Annotated in this window: 13 protein-coding genes; 5 read left to right on the top strand and 8 right to left on the bottom strand. The window is 73.4% G+C overall.

What is annotated here, in order from left to right:
- Positions 1-4: 4 nt before the first annotated feature.
- On the bottom strand, positions 5-868 hold the full coding sequence (locus ACIBG4_RS29670; protein WP_397204634.1) for a M23 family metallopeptidase: 864 nt from the start codon (positions 866-868) through the stop codon (positions 5-7).
- 197 nt (positions 869-1065) lie between these two features.
- Between ACIBG4_RS29670 and dnaG the strand changes: the two genes are divergently transcribed.
- Both dnaG and rpoD read left to right on the top strand, forming a co-directional pair.
- Positions 1066-2925, top strand: coding sequence for a DNA primase (gene dnaG, locus ACIBG4_RS29665; RefSeq protein ID WP_397204617.1), 1860 nt, complete (start codon positions 1066-1068; stop codon positions 2923-2925).
- 359 nt (positions 2926-3284) lie between these two features.
- On the top strand, positions 3285-4388 hold the full coding sequence (rpoD, locus tag ACIBG4_RS29660) for an RNA polymerase sigma factor RpoD (protein WP_397204616.1): 1104 nt from the start codon (positions 3285-3287) through the stop codon (positions 4386-4388).
- A gap of 62 nt (positions 4389-4450) precedes the next feature.
- Here rpoD and ACIBG4_RS29655 read toward each other — a convergent pair whose 3' ends face one another.
- Genes ACIBG4_RS29655 through ACIBG4_RS29625 form a run of 7 tightly spaced genes read right to left on the bottom strand, consistent with a single transcriptional unit; the run spans position 4451 to position 12903 of the window.
- Positions 4451-5293, bottom strand: a complete 843-nt coding sequence (locus tag ACIBG4_RS29655) for a glutamate ABC transporter substrate-binding protein (protein WP_397204615.1) — start codon at positions 5291-5293, stop codon at positions 4451-4453.
- Complete coding sequence (locus ACIBG4_RS29650; protein WP_397204614.1) at positions 5290-6723, bottom strand: hypothetical protein; 1434 nt, start codon at positions 6721-6723, stop codon at positions 5290-5292. The genes ACIBG4_RS29655 and ACIBG4_RS29650 overlap by 4 nt, the downstream gene beginning before the upstream one ends.
- A complete protein-coding gene (locus tag ACIBG4_RS29645) occupies positions 6720-7358 on the bottom strand; it encodes an FHA domain-containing protein (RefSeq protein ID WP_397204613.1) in 639 nt (212 codons plus the stop codon). Before ACIBG4_RS29645 ends, ACIBG4_RS29650 begins: the two co-directional genes overlap by 4 nt.
- A complete protein-coding gene (locus ACIBG4_RS29640; protein ID WP_355451305.1) occupies positions 7358-8650 on the bottom strand; it encodes a VWA domain-containing protein in 1293 nt (430 codons plus the stop codon). Before ACIBG4_RS29640 ends, ACIBG4_RS29645 begins: the two co-directional genes overlap by 1 nt.
- The gene (locus ACIBG4_RS29635) at positions 8643-9488 is read right to left on the bottom strand and encodes a protein phosphatase 2C domain-containing protein (RefSeq protein WP_310710307.1); all 846 of its coding nucleotides are present in this window, start codon (positions 9486-9488) and stop codon (positions 8643-8645) included. Before ACIBG4_RS29635 ends, ACIBG4_RS29640 begins: the two co-directional genes overlap by 8 nt.
- A complete protein-coding gene (locus ACIBG4_RS29630; RefSeq protein ID WP_397204612.1) occupies positions 9479-11656 on the bottom strand; it encodes a tetratricopeptide repeat protein in 2178 nt (725 codons plus the stop codon). Before ACIBG4_RS29630 ends, ACIBG4_RS29635 begins: the two co-directional genes overlap by 10 nt.
- Positions 11653-12903 (bottom strand): hypothetical protein, encoded by a 1251-nt coding sequence (locus ACIBG4_RS29625; protein ID WP_397204611.1) that lies wholly within the window; start codon positions 12901-12903, stop codon positions 11653-11655. Before ACIBG4_RS29625 ends, ACIBG4_RS29630 begins: the two co-directional genes overlap by 4 nt.
- Positions 12904-13017: 114 nt before the next feature.
- On the opposite strand from ACIBG4_RS29625, the gene ACIBG4_RS29620 reads away from it, so the two are divergent.
- From ACIBG4_RS29620 to ACIBG4_RS29610, 3 genes are read left to right on the top strand one after another with little or no spacing between them, the layout of a single operon-like run.
- Positions 13018-13239: a hypothetical protein gene (locus ACIBG4_RS29620; RefSeq protein ID WP_397204610.1), complete on the top strand. Its 222-nt coding sequence runs from the start codon at positions 13018-13020 to the stop codon at positions 13237-13239.
- Between the two features lie 32 nt (positions 13240-13271).
- On the top strand, positions 13272-14546 hold the full coding sequence (locus ACIBG4_RS29615) for an amylo-alpha-1,6-glucosidase (RefSeq protein WP_397204609.1): 1275 nt from the start codon (positions 13272-13274) through the stop codon (positions 14544-14546).
- Positions 14543-15016, top strand: a complete 474-nt coding sequence (locus ACIBG4_RS29610; RefSeq protein WP_357631129.1) for a hypothetical protein — start codon at positions 14543-14545, stop codon at positions 15014-15016. The genes ACIBG4_RS29615 and ACIBG4_RS29610 overlap by 4 nt, the downstream gene beginning before the upstream one ends.
- Positions 15017-15133: the final 117 nt, after the last annotated feature.

Raw genomic sequence — 15133 nt, 5'->3', positions numbered from 1 at the left:
CGGCTCAGGTCGGGTTGACCGTGATCGTGATCACCGGGTCCGGCGTCGCCCGCGGCTCCCGCTTCTTGCGCGGCTCCTTCTTGGAGGCGCACTGCACCTGGCAGCGGGGCGTCTCGCCGAGCCGGGCCCGCGTGGCGAGCGTCTCCTCGCGCGGCGACAGCGTCCTGTTGCCGGACAGCCACGCGTCGAGGTACCGCCACGGGTTCACCATGCCCCGGCGCACCCACCAGGCCGACGAGCCGGTCTTCCAGGAGATCGCGAAGTACAGGTTCGGCCCGGTGGCGCGGGCGTTGCCCGTCGTGCCGACCCGGCCCAGCGCCTGCCCGGCCGCCACCCGCACCCCGGGCCGGATCCCGGCGGTGACCGAGTCCAGGTGGCCGCCCAGGTAGCGGACGCCGTCGTCGCCGACGACCGTGACGAACCTGCCCTCGCGGTCCGCGCCCCGGTCGGTGGCCGCGCTCCAGCGGTTCGCGGTGTTCACCTCGTCCACGACCCCGTTCACGGGGGAGACGAACGTGCAGCCCTTGCCCGTCCAGATCGTCGTCTTCGGCAGCACGAGGAGCTGCCGCTGGTAGCTGACCTGGCAGCCGGTCACCGGGAAGGCGTAGGTGTAGTCGGACAGCCGGGGCGGCGGCACCTTGGTGGGCGACTTGCCCGAGGGCGGCTCGACGGACGCCTGCCGCGAGGCGCCCGGGTCGGGGATGGTCGCGGTGACGAGGGGCGTCGCCCCGGTCGCCGCCGGCGGCGACACGGTCTCGGGCGACTGGGCGCTGACCCCTTCCACCCCGGTCGTCGTCTGGGCGCAGGCGCCGCTCAGCAGCAGGGCGGCCGCCACGGCCACCCATCGTCCCAGATGCCCCGATCGCATGATCTCCACCCGCGTCACCGTATCCAGCCCGAGCTTTACCTTTGTAGCCGACGTGGACAACAGGGTGGACACGTTTTCCGCTATCCGGGCCCTGAAGTGACAACACCCTTCCCATCACCTCAAACCGGACACTCCAGCGGGTCCGTCCGCGGCCACCGGGTGGGGGTCTGTCCGCCGGCCGCAATAGACTCACCGGCGTGGCTGGCCGCATCCGTGACGTCGACATCGCGCTCGTACGCGAGCGATCCCCCATCGCCGACGTGATCGGCGAGCACATCCAGTTGCGCAACGCCGGCGGCGGCAACCTCAAGGGCCTCTGCCCCTTCCACGACGAGAAGTCCCCGTCCTTCAACGTCACCCCCGAGCGCGGCATGTACTTCTGTTTCGGTTGCTCCGAGGGCGGTGACGTGATCACGTTCGTGGAGCGGATCGAGCACCTGTCGTTCGGGGAGGCGGTCGAGCGGCTGGCGCAGCGGGCCGGGATCCAGCTCCAGTACGAGCAGGGCGGGTACATGCCGCGGCGCGACCACGGCGAGCGGGCTCGGCTCATCGAGGCGCACCGCGCCGCCGCCGAGTTCTACGTCTCCAAGCTCATGAGCCCCGACGCGGCGCCCGGCCGGCGGTTCCTGTCGGAGCGCGGGTTCGAGCGGGCCGACGCGGAGCTGTTCGGGGTGGGCTACGCGCCCGCCGAGTGGGAGGCGCTGGCCCGCCACCTCATGGGGCGCGGGTTCACCGCCGAGGAGCTGGTCAAGGGCGGGCTGGCCAAGGAGGGCCGCCGGGGGCCGATCGACCGGTTCCGGGGGCGGCTGGTCTGGCCGATCCGCGACGCGACGGGTGACGTGATCGGGTTCGGCGCGCGCAAGCTGCTCGACTCCGACGACGGGCCGAAGTACCTCAACACGCCCGACTCGCCGCTGTACAAGAAGAGCCAGGTGCTCTACGGCATCGACCTGGCCAAGCGGGAGATCTCCAAGCGGTCCCAGGCGGTGATCGTCGAGGGCTACACCGACGTGATGGCCTGCCACCTGGCCGGGGTGCCGACGGCCGTGGCCACCTGCGGCACCTCGTTCGGCGAGGAGCACATCAAGATGCTGCGGCGCTTCCTGCTCGACCAGGCCGAGTTCAGGGGCGAGGTCATCTTCACCTTCGACGGCGACGCCGCCGGGCAGAAGGCGGCCCTGCGGGCGTTCGCCGATGAGCAGAAGTTCGTCACGCAGACGTACGTGGCCGTGCAGGGCGACGGGCTCGACCCGTGCGACCTGCGCGTCAAGCAGGGCGACGCGGCCGTCCGCGACCTGATCGCCGGCCGTGAGCCGCTGTTCCAGTTCGCCATCCGCAGCACGATCAGCCGGTACGACCTGCGCAGCAACGAGGGCAAGATCGCGGCGCTCGACGCGGCGGCGCCCATCGTGGCCGGCATCAAGGACCCGGGCCTGCGCAAGCGCTACGCCATCGACCTCGACCGGTGGCTGGGGTTCATGGACGAGCGGTTCGTCATGCAGCGCATCGCCGAGGTGGGCAACGCCCAGTCGGGCCGGGGGCCCCATGGCGGTCGCGGTCCGCGCGCGTCCCGGCCCGCGCCGGTGGACCCGCACACCCGGGTGGAGGCCGAGCTGCTCAAGCTGGCCGTGCAGCGGCCGGCGCTGCTCGGGCCGCGCTTCGACGCGCTCGACCCGCAGGCGTTCACCGTGGCCGACCATGTGACGCTGTGCCAGGTGATCGCGGCGGCGGGCGGCACGGCGGCGGCCGGTCACGGCGGGCGGGAGTGGGTGGACCGGCTGCTGGAGCACGCGCCGGACGAGGTGGCGCGGGTGCTGGTGACGCGGTTCGCGGTGGAGGCGATCCAGGCCGACTCGCACGTCGAGGAGCGCTACGGCGCGGCCATGCTGGCGGCCATCGAGGCCATCGCGGTCGACCGGGCCATCGCGCAGGTCAAGTCCCGCATCCAGCGGCTCAATCCGGTGGAGGAGCAGCAGGAGTACAACAGGCTGTTCGGCGAGCTGGTGGCATTGGAGCAGCAGCGGCGGGTGCTGAGGGAACGCGCGGCCGGAAGCTGAGTCCCCGCCCAAGAGGGACATTGCCGAGCTGTTGTACAGGAAAAATACTCGCGTCAGTCAGGTGGCCGTGCGCCGCGTCCGGCCGGGCCTCGCCTCTGGACCCGTCCGGGGACGTTCGGGCAGGCCGCGGCGGGAGCACCCACCCGATGGCCCGGCGGCCGCCCCGTTACCCGGTCGCGTAATTGACTTTTCTTTCCTGATCAAACTCCTGTCAAACCTTTAATTGATCTCGGTTTGGTAAGGGGAGACTCCTTACCTTCTGTGCCAAAAATGGGTCTGCCATTTTATGGAAGCAATACTGCAGACTGTCTCCCGTGGGTGCATCGGTGCTGCCAAGTGGGCCGCCATCGGTAGATCAGGTGGCGGATCTCGTCGCGAAAGGAAGAGAGCGCGGAAGCGTAACCGTCGATGACGTCGCAGCCGCGCTTGACCGATCCGAGTTGCCGTCCGACGCGCTGGAACGCGTCGTGCGGATGCTCGCCGAGAACGGTGTGGAGGTCCTTGAGCCCCAGGGTGACGAGGAGCCCTCCCGCCCCGATGAGGAAGACGTCGGCAAGCGCGCGCCGACCAGCGATCTGGTCCGCATCTATCTGCGGGAGATCGGCCGGGTGCCGCTGCTGACGGCTGAGGAGGAGGTGGAGCTCGCCAAGTCGATCGAGGCCGGTCTGTTCGCCGAGGACAAGCTCGGCAACGGGGCCTCACGCCTGGCCTTCCCGGAGTTCAGGGAGCTCGTGTGGCAGGGCACGAGGGCCAAGCAGCGCCTCATCGAGGCCAACCTCAGGCTCGTGGTGTCGATCGCCAAGCGGTACGTGGGGCGGGGGATGCTGTTCCTGGACCTGATCCAGGAGGGCAATCTCGGCCTGATCCGCGCGGTGGAGAAGTTCGACTACACCAAGGGCTACAAGTTCTCCACCTACGCCACGTGGTGGATCCGGCAGGCGATCACGAGGGCGATCGCCGACCAGGCACGCACGATCCGGATCCCCGTCCACATGGTGGAGACGATCAACAAGCTCGTCCGGGTGCAGCGCCAGCTCCACCAGGACCTCGGTCGCGAGCCCGTGCCCGAGGAGATCGCCAAGGAGATGGACCTCCCGGTGGACCGGGTGGTGGAGATCCAGCGCATCGCGCAGGAGCCGGTGTCGCTCCAGTCGCCGATCGGCGAGGAGGACTCCGACCTCGGCGACTTCATCGAGGACGCGGACGCGGTGGTGCCGATGGAGGCGGCCGCCTTCATCATGCTGCAGGACCAGCTCGACGACATCCTGGCGACGTTGTCGGACCGCGAGCAGCGCATCATCCAGCTCCGCTTCGGCCTGGCCGACGGGCATCCGCGCACGCTGGAGGAGGTGGGGAGGGAGTTCGGCGTCACCCGGGAGCGCATCCGGCAGATCGAGTCGAAGACCCTGGCCAAGCTCCGCCACCCGACACGGGCGCAGATGCTGCGCGACTACCTGGACTGACCGGTCCAGGCGTACGAGGGGCCCGGGGGTTCACCCCCGGGCCCCTCGTACGCGGGCCGGGTCTACGAGCAGCCCTCGAACTGGGGGACCGCCGGCGTGGACAGGTCGAGGCCGGCCCGCCCGAACCAGTGGTGCAGCAGCCGCGAGGCCGTCCCGTCCTGGTACATGGTGGTGATGGCCCGGTTGACCGCCTCGCAGCCCTCGACGTCGCTCTTGCGCATGCCCACGCCGGTCCGCTGCTCGTTGAACTGGGCGTTGGCCAGCCGCAGGCCGGAGCCGTCCTTGATGGCCAGACCGGCCAGGATGATGTCGTTGGTGGTGATGGCGTCCACGCGGTTCTGCTTGAGCGCCGCCAGGCACGCCGCGTAGTCGGGGAACGGCACGACCTGCGCCGCGACCTTGCGCTCCTCCACCACCCGCTGGGCGGCGTTCGAGCCCTTGACCTCGCAGATGCGCCGCCCCTTGAGGTCGCGGACGTTGCGGATGCCGCCGTCGTCGCCCCGGACCAGGATGTCCTGGTAGGAGATGTGGTACGGCCCGGCGAACAGCACCTTCTGCTTGCGGTCCATGCTGATCGTGTACGTGGCCAGCACGAGGTCGGCCTTGCCGGAGGTGATCGCCTTCTCCCGGTCGGCGGCGAGCACGGGCTCGAAGTCCACGCGCTTGCCGAGCTTGCCGGCGATGTAGCGGGCCACGTCGATGTCGAAGCCCTCGAACGTGCCGTCGGGCTTGCGGTAGCCGACGGAGGGCAGGTCGGGGCGCACCCCGATGACGATCGTGTCCGCGTCGAGGACCGACGTGTGCTCGGCCGCCGCGCAGCCGCCGGCGAGCAGGCCGGTCGCGGCCAGCAGGACGGCTGCCAGCCCGGCCCTGAGCACGGCCGGGCGCGGGAAGATCCGCTTCATCGGTACTCCTTCAGCCGGGGCCAGACGCCCGCCAGCACCAGCAGCGCGATGCCTCCGATCGCGAAGGGGGCGAGCCTCCACAGGTCGTCCAGAGCCTGTTCGCCGCTGTCGATCTTCCGATCGAAGGCCAGCTCGTGACCGCGTGACAGCGTCACCAGCGCGTCGTCGTAGGCGTCGAACGCCTGCCGGACCGGGCCGAGCCGGGCCGCGACGGCCTCGTCGGCCCGCCCCGAGGCGGCGAGGGACCGGAAGCCGGTGTCGGCCCGCTGGAACGCCTGGTAGGCGGCCAGCACCCGCTCGCCGTCGGGGCCGTCGAGGCGGTTGCCCATGAGGCCGAGGTAGCCGCCGCCGGTGCCGGCCACCTTGGCGTGGTAGGCGTCGAGGTTGCCGGCCGGCAGGTAGAACACGGTCATGGCCTTGTCGAGGTAGGTGTGCTCGTAGGTGTCGGCCCGGACCTTGTCCAGCACGTAGCGGCTCTGGTCGCCCTGCATGCTGTTGCTGATCGCGCGGGCCCTGGCGACGTTGAGCACCGGGTCGAACCCCTGGCTCTTGGCGGCCCGCAGGTCCCGCTCGTCCTGGGCGAGCACGCTCGCCCCGGCCACCAGCGCGAGGGCCGTCACCAGGGTGGCGGCCAGCAGCGCGAGCCCGAACACCCGCCGGAAGCGCCGCGCCAGGTACACCTGGAGCCACACCAGGCAGGCCAGCGCCACCAGCCCGGTCATGATCACCACGCCGCGCAGCGCCGGCACGGTGACGCTCTTCTCGTCGTACGTGCGGCGCACGATCGTGCCGCTCTCCAGGGTCAGGTTGTACGCCTGCGGGAGCAGGACGAGCCGCATCAGGTCGGTGGCCTGCCGGTAGACCGCGACCACCTTGTCCGACGGGGCCCCGGCCGGGTGGCGGGCCTGGGAGTCGAGCAGCAGCGCCTGGCCGACCAGCCGCTCGTAGCGGCCGAGCCCGTCGAGCACCGACTGGACGGTCTTCCGCTCGGCCGCGTCGTCGCCGGACAGCTCGAACGCCTTCATCAGCGCGTCGTTGGCCTCGGAGCGGCGCTGGTCGTAGCGGGCGAGCGCCTGCTGACGCTCCTTGCCGTACTGCTGGCCCATGAGCAGCGCGTCGGCGATCTGCGCGTCCATGTCGCTGAGCCCGAAGTACAGGCCGGCGGTGGCGAGGACCTGGGGGCCGGCGTCGCGCCCGATGACGCGCAGCCCGTCGCGGGCGGCGGCGCTGCCGATCGCCAGCGACCCGAACATCAGCGCCAGGGCGGCGACGGTGACGCCGGTGATGACCCGGATCCTGCGGGGCACGCTGCGGCGTGTCGCCGGCCGGCCCGGCGTCGGGACGGCCGGGACCTGGGCGGGGGTGACGGGGGCGGGCGGGGCGGACGGCGGCGGTAAGGGTGACGGTGGCGGCGCCTGGACGGTGGTCACGGCGTTCCCTCCCTGATCGTGATGACCGTCCACGCGCCCACGTGGATGCGGTCGCCCGCCCGCACGGGGACGGGCACGTTGACGGCGACGGGCTTGCCGTTGATCCGTGTGCCGTTGGCGGAGCCGGGGTCGACGAGCATCCACGACCCGTCCTGCTGCGCGAGCAGCACGGCGTGCAGGTGGGAGACCCCCGGGTCCTCGGGCGGCCCGGTCAGGTCGATCTCGGGCCTGGCGGGGCGGGTCCTGCTGCCGCGCCCGATGCGGACCTGGTCGCCGGCGAGCGGGAAGGAACGCTCCGGGCAGTACGGCGGGAAGGCGACGGCGTGGGCGTCCGGCCCGCCCTGGGCGACGACCTCCTCGTAGTAGGCGAGGTCGGCGCCCGTGACCGCCTCCCAGCGGGCCCCGACGACCTGGACGCGGGGCGGCGCGCTGCCGGAGTAGTCGTGGCCGCACACCTCGCAGTACTGGCCGGCGCGCGGCGTCCGGCACACCGGGCACTCCTCCACCGGTCCCTGCGCGGGCGCGGCCGGGTGGGCCGCGGGCGCGGCGGCGCCGGGGGAGGCGGCCATCTGGGCGCCGCAGATGTCGCAGTAGTCGTCGGCGCCCGAGGCGTGACCCTGCGGGCAGGTGGCCATCAGGAGCCCTCCCCGCCCTGCCGCAGCCTGCTCGTGCGGACCGAGCCGGTGTCGAGCTCGATCTCGTCGGCCTTGTCCACGTTGCGGCGCAGCCGGGCGGTGCCGTCGTGCGGGTCCACCTCGACGACCTTGTCCAGCAGCCGCGCCGTGTCCGCGCGGCCCGACTCGGACGCGATCTGCCGGGCCTTGGCCAGGCGGGCCGTCGCGACGTCCACGTCGCCCGCGGCCCGCGCGCTCAGCCCCTCCTGGATCAGCTCGTGCAGCTCCGCCTGGCCGGTGTAGTGGGCGACCTTCCCGTTGATGCGGGTGGACTGGGCCAGGTCGTCGGTCCACTGGGCGAGCACGTTGCCGCTGGCCAGCACCTCCTGGGTGTCGGGGCGCAGCAGCTTGACCCAGCCCGCGCGGATCTCGGTGCCGATCTGGCCGGGCGGCACCTCGACGCACAGGTGGTACTCGCGCTCCTCCGCGCCCCAGGCGCCGGTGGGGTAGTCACCGGTCAGCGGGTTGACGTCGGTGCGCTTGCCGGTCAGGTCGAGCAGCGTGGGGGAGACCTGCTTGACGAACTTGAGCGTCGCGGTCTGCGGCACCCACACCCGGAAGGCCAGCTCGGCCACGGTCTTGCTCATCGACTCCTGGGTGATCCGGCCGAAGAAGGCCGACAGGTCACCCTGGTTCCTGACGAAGTCGAACGTGCCGAGCAGCGCGTCGGCCACCTTGCGCAGCTCGGCCGGCACCCAGTCGGAGCCCACGCCCAGGCTGTCGCACACGAACGCGCCCGAGCAGGCCGACAGGGCGCGGGCGAAGGCGTCGCTCGTCTCGTTGTTCTGCCCGTCGGTCATCAGCAGGGCGTGCCTGATCGCGTCGGGGTGCTGCATCAGCAGGTCGCGGGCCAGCAGCAGCCACTCGCCGATGGAGGTGCCGCCGTTGGCCGACAGCTTGCCGATGGCGGCCTGCGCCTCGGCGCGGGTGGCGCGGGTGGCCCGCACCAGCGTGCGGCCGCGCGGGTAGACCACGCGCGCCGAGTCGGTGCCGGCGACCACCGCGAAGTTCACGCCGTCGCGCAGCGACTGGACGGCGGTGGCGGCCGCCTGCCGCGCCTCGCGGATCTTGCCCCCGCTCATGGAGCCGGACGTGTCCACGATGATCACTTCGGCGGCCTCGGCCGGCACGGACGTCGTCGTCGTGACCGAGCCGGTGGAGGAGACGGTGAGGATGGCGTGGACCTCACGCCCGTCGAGCGGCAGGTACTTGTTCTGGTCGATCTGGAGCGTGAAGGCGGGCTGGTCACCCATGCTGTCCTCCTACGGGGATCAGGACGATGGTCACGTTGTCGTGGCCTCCGGAGCTCAGCGCGTGGCGCAGCAGCTCCCGGGCCAGGTCGAGGGGGGCGGCGGCGCCGGGGAAGGCGTAGCCGCCGAGGTAGCGCCACAGGCCGTCGCTGCAGATCAGCAGCAGCCCGGGGCCGGGCGGTTCGAGGACGCGGGTGCTCGCCTTCCAGTCACCGGCGTCGGCCCCGAGCCACGCGGTGATCTCGCCCGTGGAGATCGCGTGGTCGTCGGTCAGCCGTACTCCGGCCACCGGCCCGGCGGAGTCGTACGGGAGCCAGTAGGCACGCGTGTCGCCCGCCCAGGCGAGCGTCGCCCGGCCGCCGGACACGACCGCGGAGACGTACGTGCAGGCCGGGGCGTCGTCGACGGAGGACGCCAGCTTGGCCACCGCCCGGCCCGCCAGCTCGAACGCCTCCGCCGAGCTCACCCCGCGCGCCAGGGCCGTGGCCGCCGTCTCCACCGCCAGCGCCGACGCCTCGTCGGCGCGCGGTGAGCTGCCCACGCCGTCGCACACCACCGCCACGGTGACGTCGCCGGCCTCCAGCAGCGCCATCGCGTCCTCGTTGCGCGCGCGGCGCAGCCCCTTGTGGGTCACCGCCGCCGCGCCACCGGGGAGCGTGAGCTCCGCCTCGTCCCTGCCGGTCGGCTGGCGCAGCCCGCACCGCTCGCAGTAGCCCTCGGCGTCGACCGCCTGCGCCCCGCACGCGGCGCAGGCGGGGGCGTCGAGCGCGTGGCCGCACGCCTCGCAGAAGGAGTGGTCGGCCTGCACGGCGGCCTCGCAGACGGGGCACTTCACAGCCACGTCCGGGGGCGTACGGCGTTGGCGCGGTCGATGAGGTCGTGCCGTTCCTGCCGGGTGTCGGCCGCGACGGCCAGCCTGCGGAAGATGCCCTCCAGCCGTTCGCGCAGGCCCCGCTCGGTGAACGGCGCGCCCGCCACGGTGAGCCCGCCCGCACCGCCGCTCGCCCCCGTCGCGGCGGCCGGTGGCGCGCCCGAGGCGTGCAGCCACGCCAGGGCGGCCTGCAGCAGCTCGGCGGCCATCGACTCGCGGCGGCGCGGGTCGAGGTCGGTCAGGTCGTCCAGCCGGTCGGCCGCCGCCGCCAGCTCCTCGGGGCGCAGCGTCTCGGGCCGCCCGGCGCGGGCGACCGACGCCACGAGGGCGAGCTGCGCGGCCACCCGATGGGAGGAGGTGGCCGGCACCTCGTCCAGCACCTGCACCCGGCCGGCCCGGGCCAGCCCGAAGGCCGCGCTCACGTACGCGCGGTCGGTCCGCCACACGCTGTCGTACCAGGGGGCGGCGTCCTGGCCCGAGCACTCCACGGCGAAGGCGACGGCGAGCTTGGGCGCGCACTCGCCCGGCAGCGCCGAGAAGCACGCGTCGAACAGTGGCACGGCCAGCTCGGCCCGCCCGAGCGCGAGCTCCAGCACCCCGCGGTACCAGGTGACCCGCCAGTCGCCGGGCAGTGCCCGCTCGGCGTCGTCGAGGGCCTGGGCGGCCCCCTCGGAGCCCTGCTCGGCGAGCAGCCGGGCCCGGGTGAGCCAGGTCTCGGGGGTCTGCTGCATCGCGGCGACCTGCGTGACGAGCTGGGCCGGGTCGCGCCCCACCAGGCCGGCCAGCGCGCCGGCCGCCGGGTCCTCGGGGTCGGCGAGCGGCACGGGCAGCGCGGTCGCCGCCGCGCGCGGGTCGAGCGGGTCGAACACCCGGGCGGCGTCCGCCGACAGCATCGCGCCGGCCGCCACCCGCTCGGGGCCGAACAGCGCGGAGGGCGCCGGGTACGGGCGGCCGTCCGCGATGGCGCTGACCTCGCGCAGCACGCCGACGAGCTGCGCCTCCATCTCCTCGGCGCTCTGGAACCGGGCGGCCGGGTCGGGGGCGGTGGCCCGGCGCAGCAGCCGGATGAACGACTCGGTGCCGAAGCTGCCGGGCAGCGGCGTCTCGACGCCGTTCCTGGCCGGGCTGAACGACGGGATGGCCATCACCGCCAGCGTCCGCCCCACCGTGTAGAGGTCGGAGGCCACCGACGCGGGCCGCGTGTCCAGCTCGGGCGCGTGGTAGCCGAGCGTGGCCCACGACGAGCCGGCCGGCGAGCCGACGCGCTGGACCGCGCCCAGGTCGATGAGCCGGAGCCGCTTGCCGACCCGGATCACGTTGGCCGGCTTCAGGTCGCAGTAGACCAGGCCCTGCTCGTGCAGGTACGCGAACGCGCGCAGGATCTCCCGGCCGTACATGAGGGTCTCGCGCAGCGGCTGCGGGCCCTGGCGGCGCAGCTCGTGCAGCGACTGGCCGCCCACGTACTCCATCACGATGTAGCCGAGGCCGGCCGACCGCTGGAAGTTGAAGATCTTGACGATGTTGGGGTGGTCGACCGTGGTCAGGAAGCGCCGCTCGGCCTCGGCCGCCGCCAGCGCCTCGGCGTCGGCGGTGTTGAGCAGGCCCTTGAGCACCACCCAGCGGCCGTCGAGGTTCTCGTCGGCGGCCAGGTAGACCCAGCCGAGGCCGCCGTGGGCGAGGCAGCCCAGCACCCGGTACTGCCCGCCGACGAGGTCGCCCTTGCCCAGCTTCGGGGTGAACGAGAACTCGTGGCGGCAGTGCGGGCAGAACCCGGAGGTCAGTCCCGGCCGGCCGTCGCGGGAGCGGCCGATCGGCTTGCCGCAGCTCGGGTTGGAGCAGAAGCGCTTGTCCTCCGGCACCTCCGGGTCGGCCATGACGGCCGCGGCCGGGTCCCGGTAGGGGACCGACGGGAGGTCGGCCAGCTCGGGCAGCGCGCCCCCGCGGGAGCGGCCGGTGCTGACCGGGCCCGTGAGCGGTCTGCTGGGAGCCGGCGCACCGAGGTCGGCCGGGCCGCCGGCGGGTGCGGAGGAACCCGGTAAGGGAGTGGCGGGCGCCCCGGTGGTTTCGGGGTGGCCGCACAGGTCGCAGTAACCGTCCTCGATCGTGCCCGTGCAACCGGGCTGCCGGCATCCGCTCATCGGCCACCTCCGTGGATAGCGCGCTGGTACAGGTCGACGGCCTCGGCCGCCTTCGTCAGGTCGCAGGGCGCGGTCCACAGCAGCAGCCGCGCCCGCTCGTGGAGCCGGATCGCCTCCGGGGCCTCGGCCGTGCCCCGCCGCACCGCCATGGCCTGGCAGGCGCCGAGCCGGCCGCGCAGCTCGTCGCGCCGGCCGACCAGGCCGTACATCGCCGCCGCCGTGGCCCGCGCCTGCTCCTCGGCCTGCCGCGCCGCCTGCTCCAGGGAGGTGAGCCGGCGGGCCCGGACCAGCCAGTCGTCGGCGGAGGCGTCGAGCGCGGCCAGCTCGTCCCTCAGGGCGTCCACCCTGCTCGTCGGCGCGGCCCGCGGCGGCAGGGCGATCTTCACGACCACCGCGCCGTGGGCCAGCCTGGACTCGCTCTCCGCGGCCCGGACCCGGTCGAGTGCGGCGGCCAGGTCTTCACGCCGCCGGCCGTACTCCCGTCTGGCCCGCAGCGCCTCCCCCAGGTCGGCCCGGTGGCCGGCGAGGAGGCGGTCGATCCGGTCGAGGTCGTGGGGGGCCGGCGGGGAGCCCAGGGGGTCCTCCAGGACGGCCGCCCGCATCCGCCCCAGCTCCTCCGCCACGCCCGCCGGTGCCGTGCCAGCCGATGCCGTGTCCGCCCGTGCCGTGTCCGCCCGTGCCGTGTCCGCCGGTGCCGTGTGCGCCTGGACGGCTCCGTCCGGCGCGTCCAGCTCACGGCGGAGCGTGGTCACCTCGCGTAACAGCGCGTCGGCCGCGTCCAGCCGGGGCAGCGCCGCCGACCAGACGGCGTCGATGTCCGCCAGCGCGTCGGTGACCTCCTGGAAGGAGGCGTCCATGCGGGTGACGGCCTCGTCGAGGGTGAGCCGCTCGTCCACCTCGGGCAGCAGCGACCGCTGCTCGACGGGCTTGACCGCGGCCTTCAGCACCACCGAGCGGCCGGCCAGCAACTCCGTCAGCGCGGCGAGCTGGTCGGAGCCGAGCCGCCCGCGCGAGGCCCTGATCTGCTCCGCGTCGCGCAGCACGCCCCGGTAGGCGTCGTACAGCGTCCACAGCGCCGTCAGCGCGGCCTGGCCGGCCATCCAGCGGCGCTGGGTGAGGCCGCGCAGCGGGGCGCCCTTGAGCACCTGGTAGGTGGTGTGTGATTCGAGATCGAGCAGGTGCCCGGAGATGCGGTCGCGTTCGTCCGCCCGGGCGCGCAGCGCGTACTCGGCGCCTTCCCTGCTCATGGGTGGTCCCAGGCCCATCATGCTCCCCGTGAAGAGGGTCCCCGATGCCCCGCTTTTACCGGCTCAACGGCAGGCGCGGTGGGTTGGTTCCGGCGGGTGGGGGAGGTCCCTGACATGACCCTGATTGAACCCTGTCTCGCCTGCAATCCGCTTAAAGGATCTTTTATTGTCAAAGGCATGGGACGCATTCTTCTGATCGCCGCGGCCGTGCTCGCCGCGCTGGTGCTCGTCGGCCCGCTCCTGGGCCTCGCCTTCACCCTGCTCAAGTGGGGCCTCATCATCGGCGTCGTCGCCTTCGGCGTAATGCTTGTATCAAAGTGGACGAAGAGGACATAGCTTCCGCGCGCCGCGCGGCGCATAGTGGGTGAATGGATGCGCGGCCAGCGGTCGACGACGCCGCGCTCGGGCGTGAGGCGCTGTCCGTGCTCGACGCGAACTGGACGGGGACCGCCACCGTGCCCGCGCCCGGCCTCTACCCCCACCAATGGAGCTGGGACTCCGCGTTCGTGGCGATCGGCCTGGCCCGCCACCGCCCCGAACGGTCCCGCGCCGAGCTCCTCAACCTCCTCGCCGGGCAGTGGGCCACCGGGATGGTGCCGCACATCGTCTTCCACACCCCGGAGGCGTACTTCCCCGGGCCGTCCGTCTGGCGCTCGCACGAGCACGAGTCGGCCCCCCGCGTGCTCACCTCCGGCCTCACCGCGCCGCCGGTGCACGCGCTGGCCGTGTGGTGCGTCTACCGGCACACCGGAGACGTCGGCTTCGTGCGGCGCGCCTACCCGTCGCTGGTCGCGCAGCACGCCTATCTGGCCGCCACCCGCGACCTCGGCGGCGCCGGGCTCGCCGCGATCGTCCACCCCTGGGAGTCCGGGATGGACGACAGCCCGGCCTGGGACCCGCCGCTCGCCGCCCTCCCCGAGATCCGGTACGGGTACCGCAACGTCGACCTCGACGAGCGGCACCCCGACAGCGACCACGACCGCTACGTCTGGCTCGCCCTGCGCTACCGCAACGCCGGCTACCGGCCCGAGTACCTGCGCGACGAGCACCCGTTCGCCATCGAGTGCCCGATGTTCAACGGCATCTGGCTCGCCTCCTGCCAGGCGCTGGCCGAGCTGGCCCCGCTGGCCCGCGCCGACCCCGCCCCGCACGCCGAGCAGGCCGAACGCATCAGGCGCGCCCTGCTCGACCGCCTCTGGGACGGCTGCTTCTACGCCCGCGACCTGCGTGCCGGCCGGCTCATCCCGATCTGCACGGTCGGCGGGTTCGGGCCGCTGCTCGACCCCGGGCTGCCCGGCGAGCACGTCGCCGCGCTCGTCGACGTGCTCCAGTCGGCCCGGTTCATGGGGGCGACCGGCTACCCGGTGCCGAGCTGCGAGATCCGCGCGTCCCAGTTCGACCGCACCCGCTACTGGCGCGGCCCCTCCTGGGTGAACACCAACTGGCTGCTGCGCCGCGCCGCCTCCCTGCACGGCCTCGGGCCGCTGCGCGACCAGCTCACCAGCGGCACGCTGCGCCTGGTCCGGCAGGCCGGCTTCCGGGAGTGCTTCGACCCGTTCGACGGCAGCGGGCGCGGCTGCCGCGACTTCTCGTGGAGCGCCGCGCTGACCCTCGACCTGCTCGCCGATAACGTGGAGCCATGAGCCTGCTGCACCGCCTGCCCTCCGACGTCCGCAAGTCCCTGGCGACCGTGCCGGGGGAGCGGGTGCTCACCTTCGCCGGATCCGACGGCGGATACGTGGTCGCGACCGACCTCGCGCTGTTCCTGTCCGACGGGACGCGGGTGCCGTACGAGACGGTCGACAAGGCGGCGTGGGACGAGGAGGGGCTGCGCGTCCTCACCACCGACGGCCGGTGGCACCAGGAGCGCATCAGCGAGCCGCGGCTGCTGCCGGAGACCGTCCGGGAGCGGGTCAACTCCACGATCATCGTCAACAAGCACGTCGCGCTGCCGGGGCGGGGCGGCGTGCGGCTGGTCGCCCGGCGCAGGCCGGGGGGCGACATGCTCGGCTGGACGCTGGTCTTCGACGACGGCCTCGACCCCACCGACCCCGGGCTGCGGGCCCAGGCGGAGCAGGCCCTGGAGGGGGTACGGCGGAGCATGGGCGTCTGAGGCCCAGGACCTGTCCTTGTGGAGGCGGGGGGGGGGGGGGGGGGGGGGGGGGGGGGGCGCCCCCCCCCCCCCCCCCCCCGGCGGGGGGGGGGGGGGGGGGCGGGGGGCCCCCCCGCT

It is taken from the genome of Nonomuraea sp. NPDC050383, from assembly GCF_044459125.1.
Lineage (GTDB): Bacteria > Actinomycetota > Actinomycetes > Streptosporangiales > Streptosporangiaceae > Nonomuraea.
Note: the sequence above shows the minus strand (reverse complement) of the source record. Positions and strands in the feature narration are given on the sequence as shown.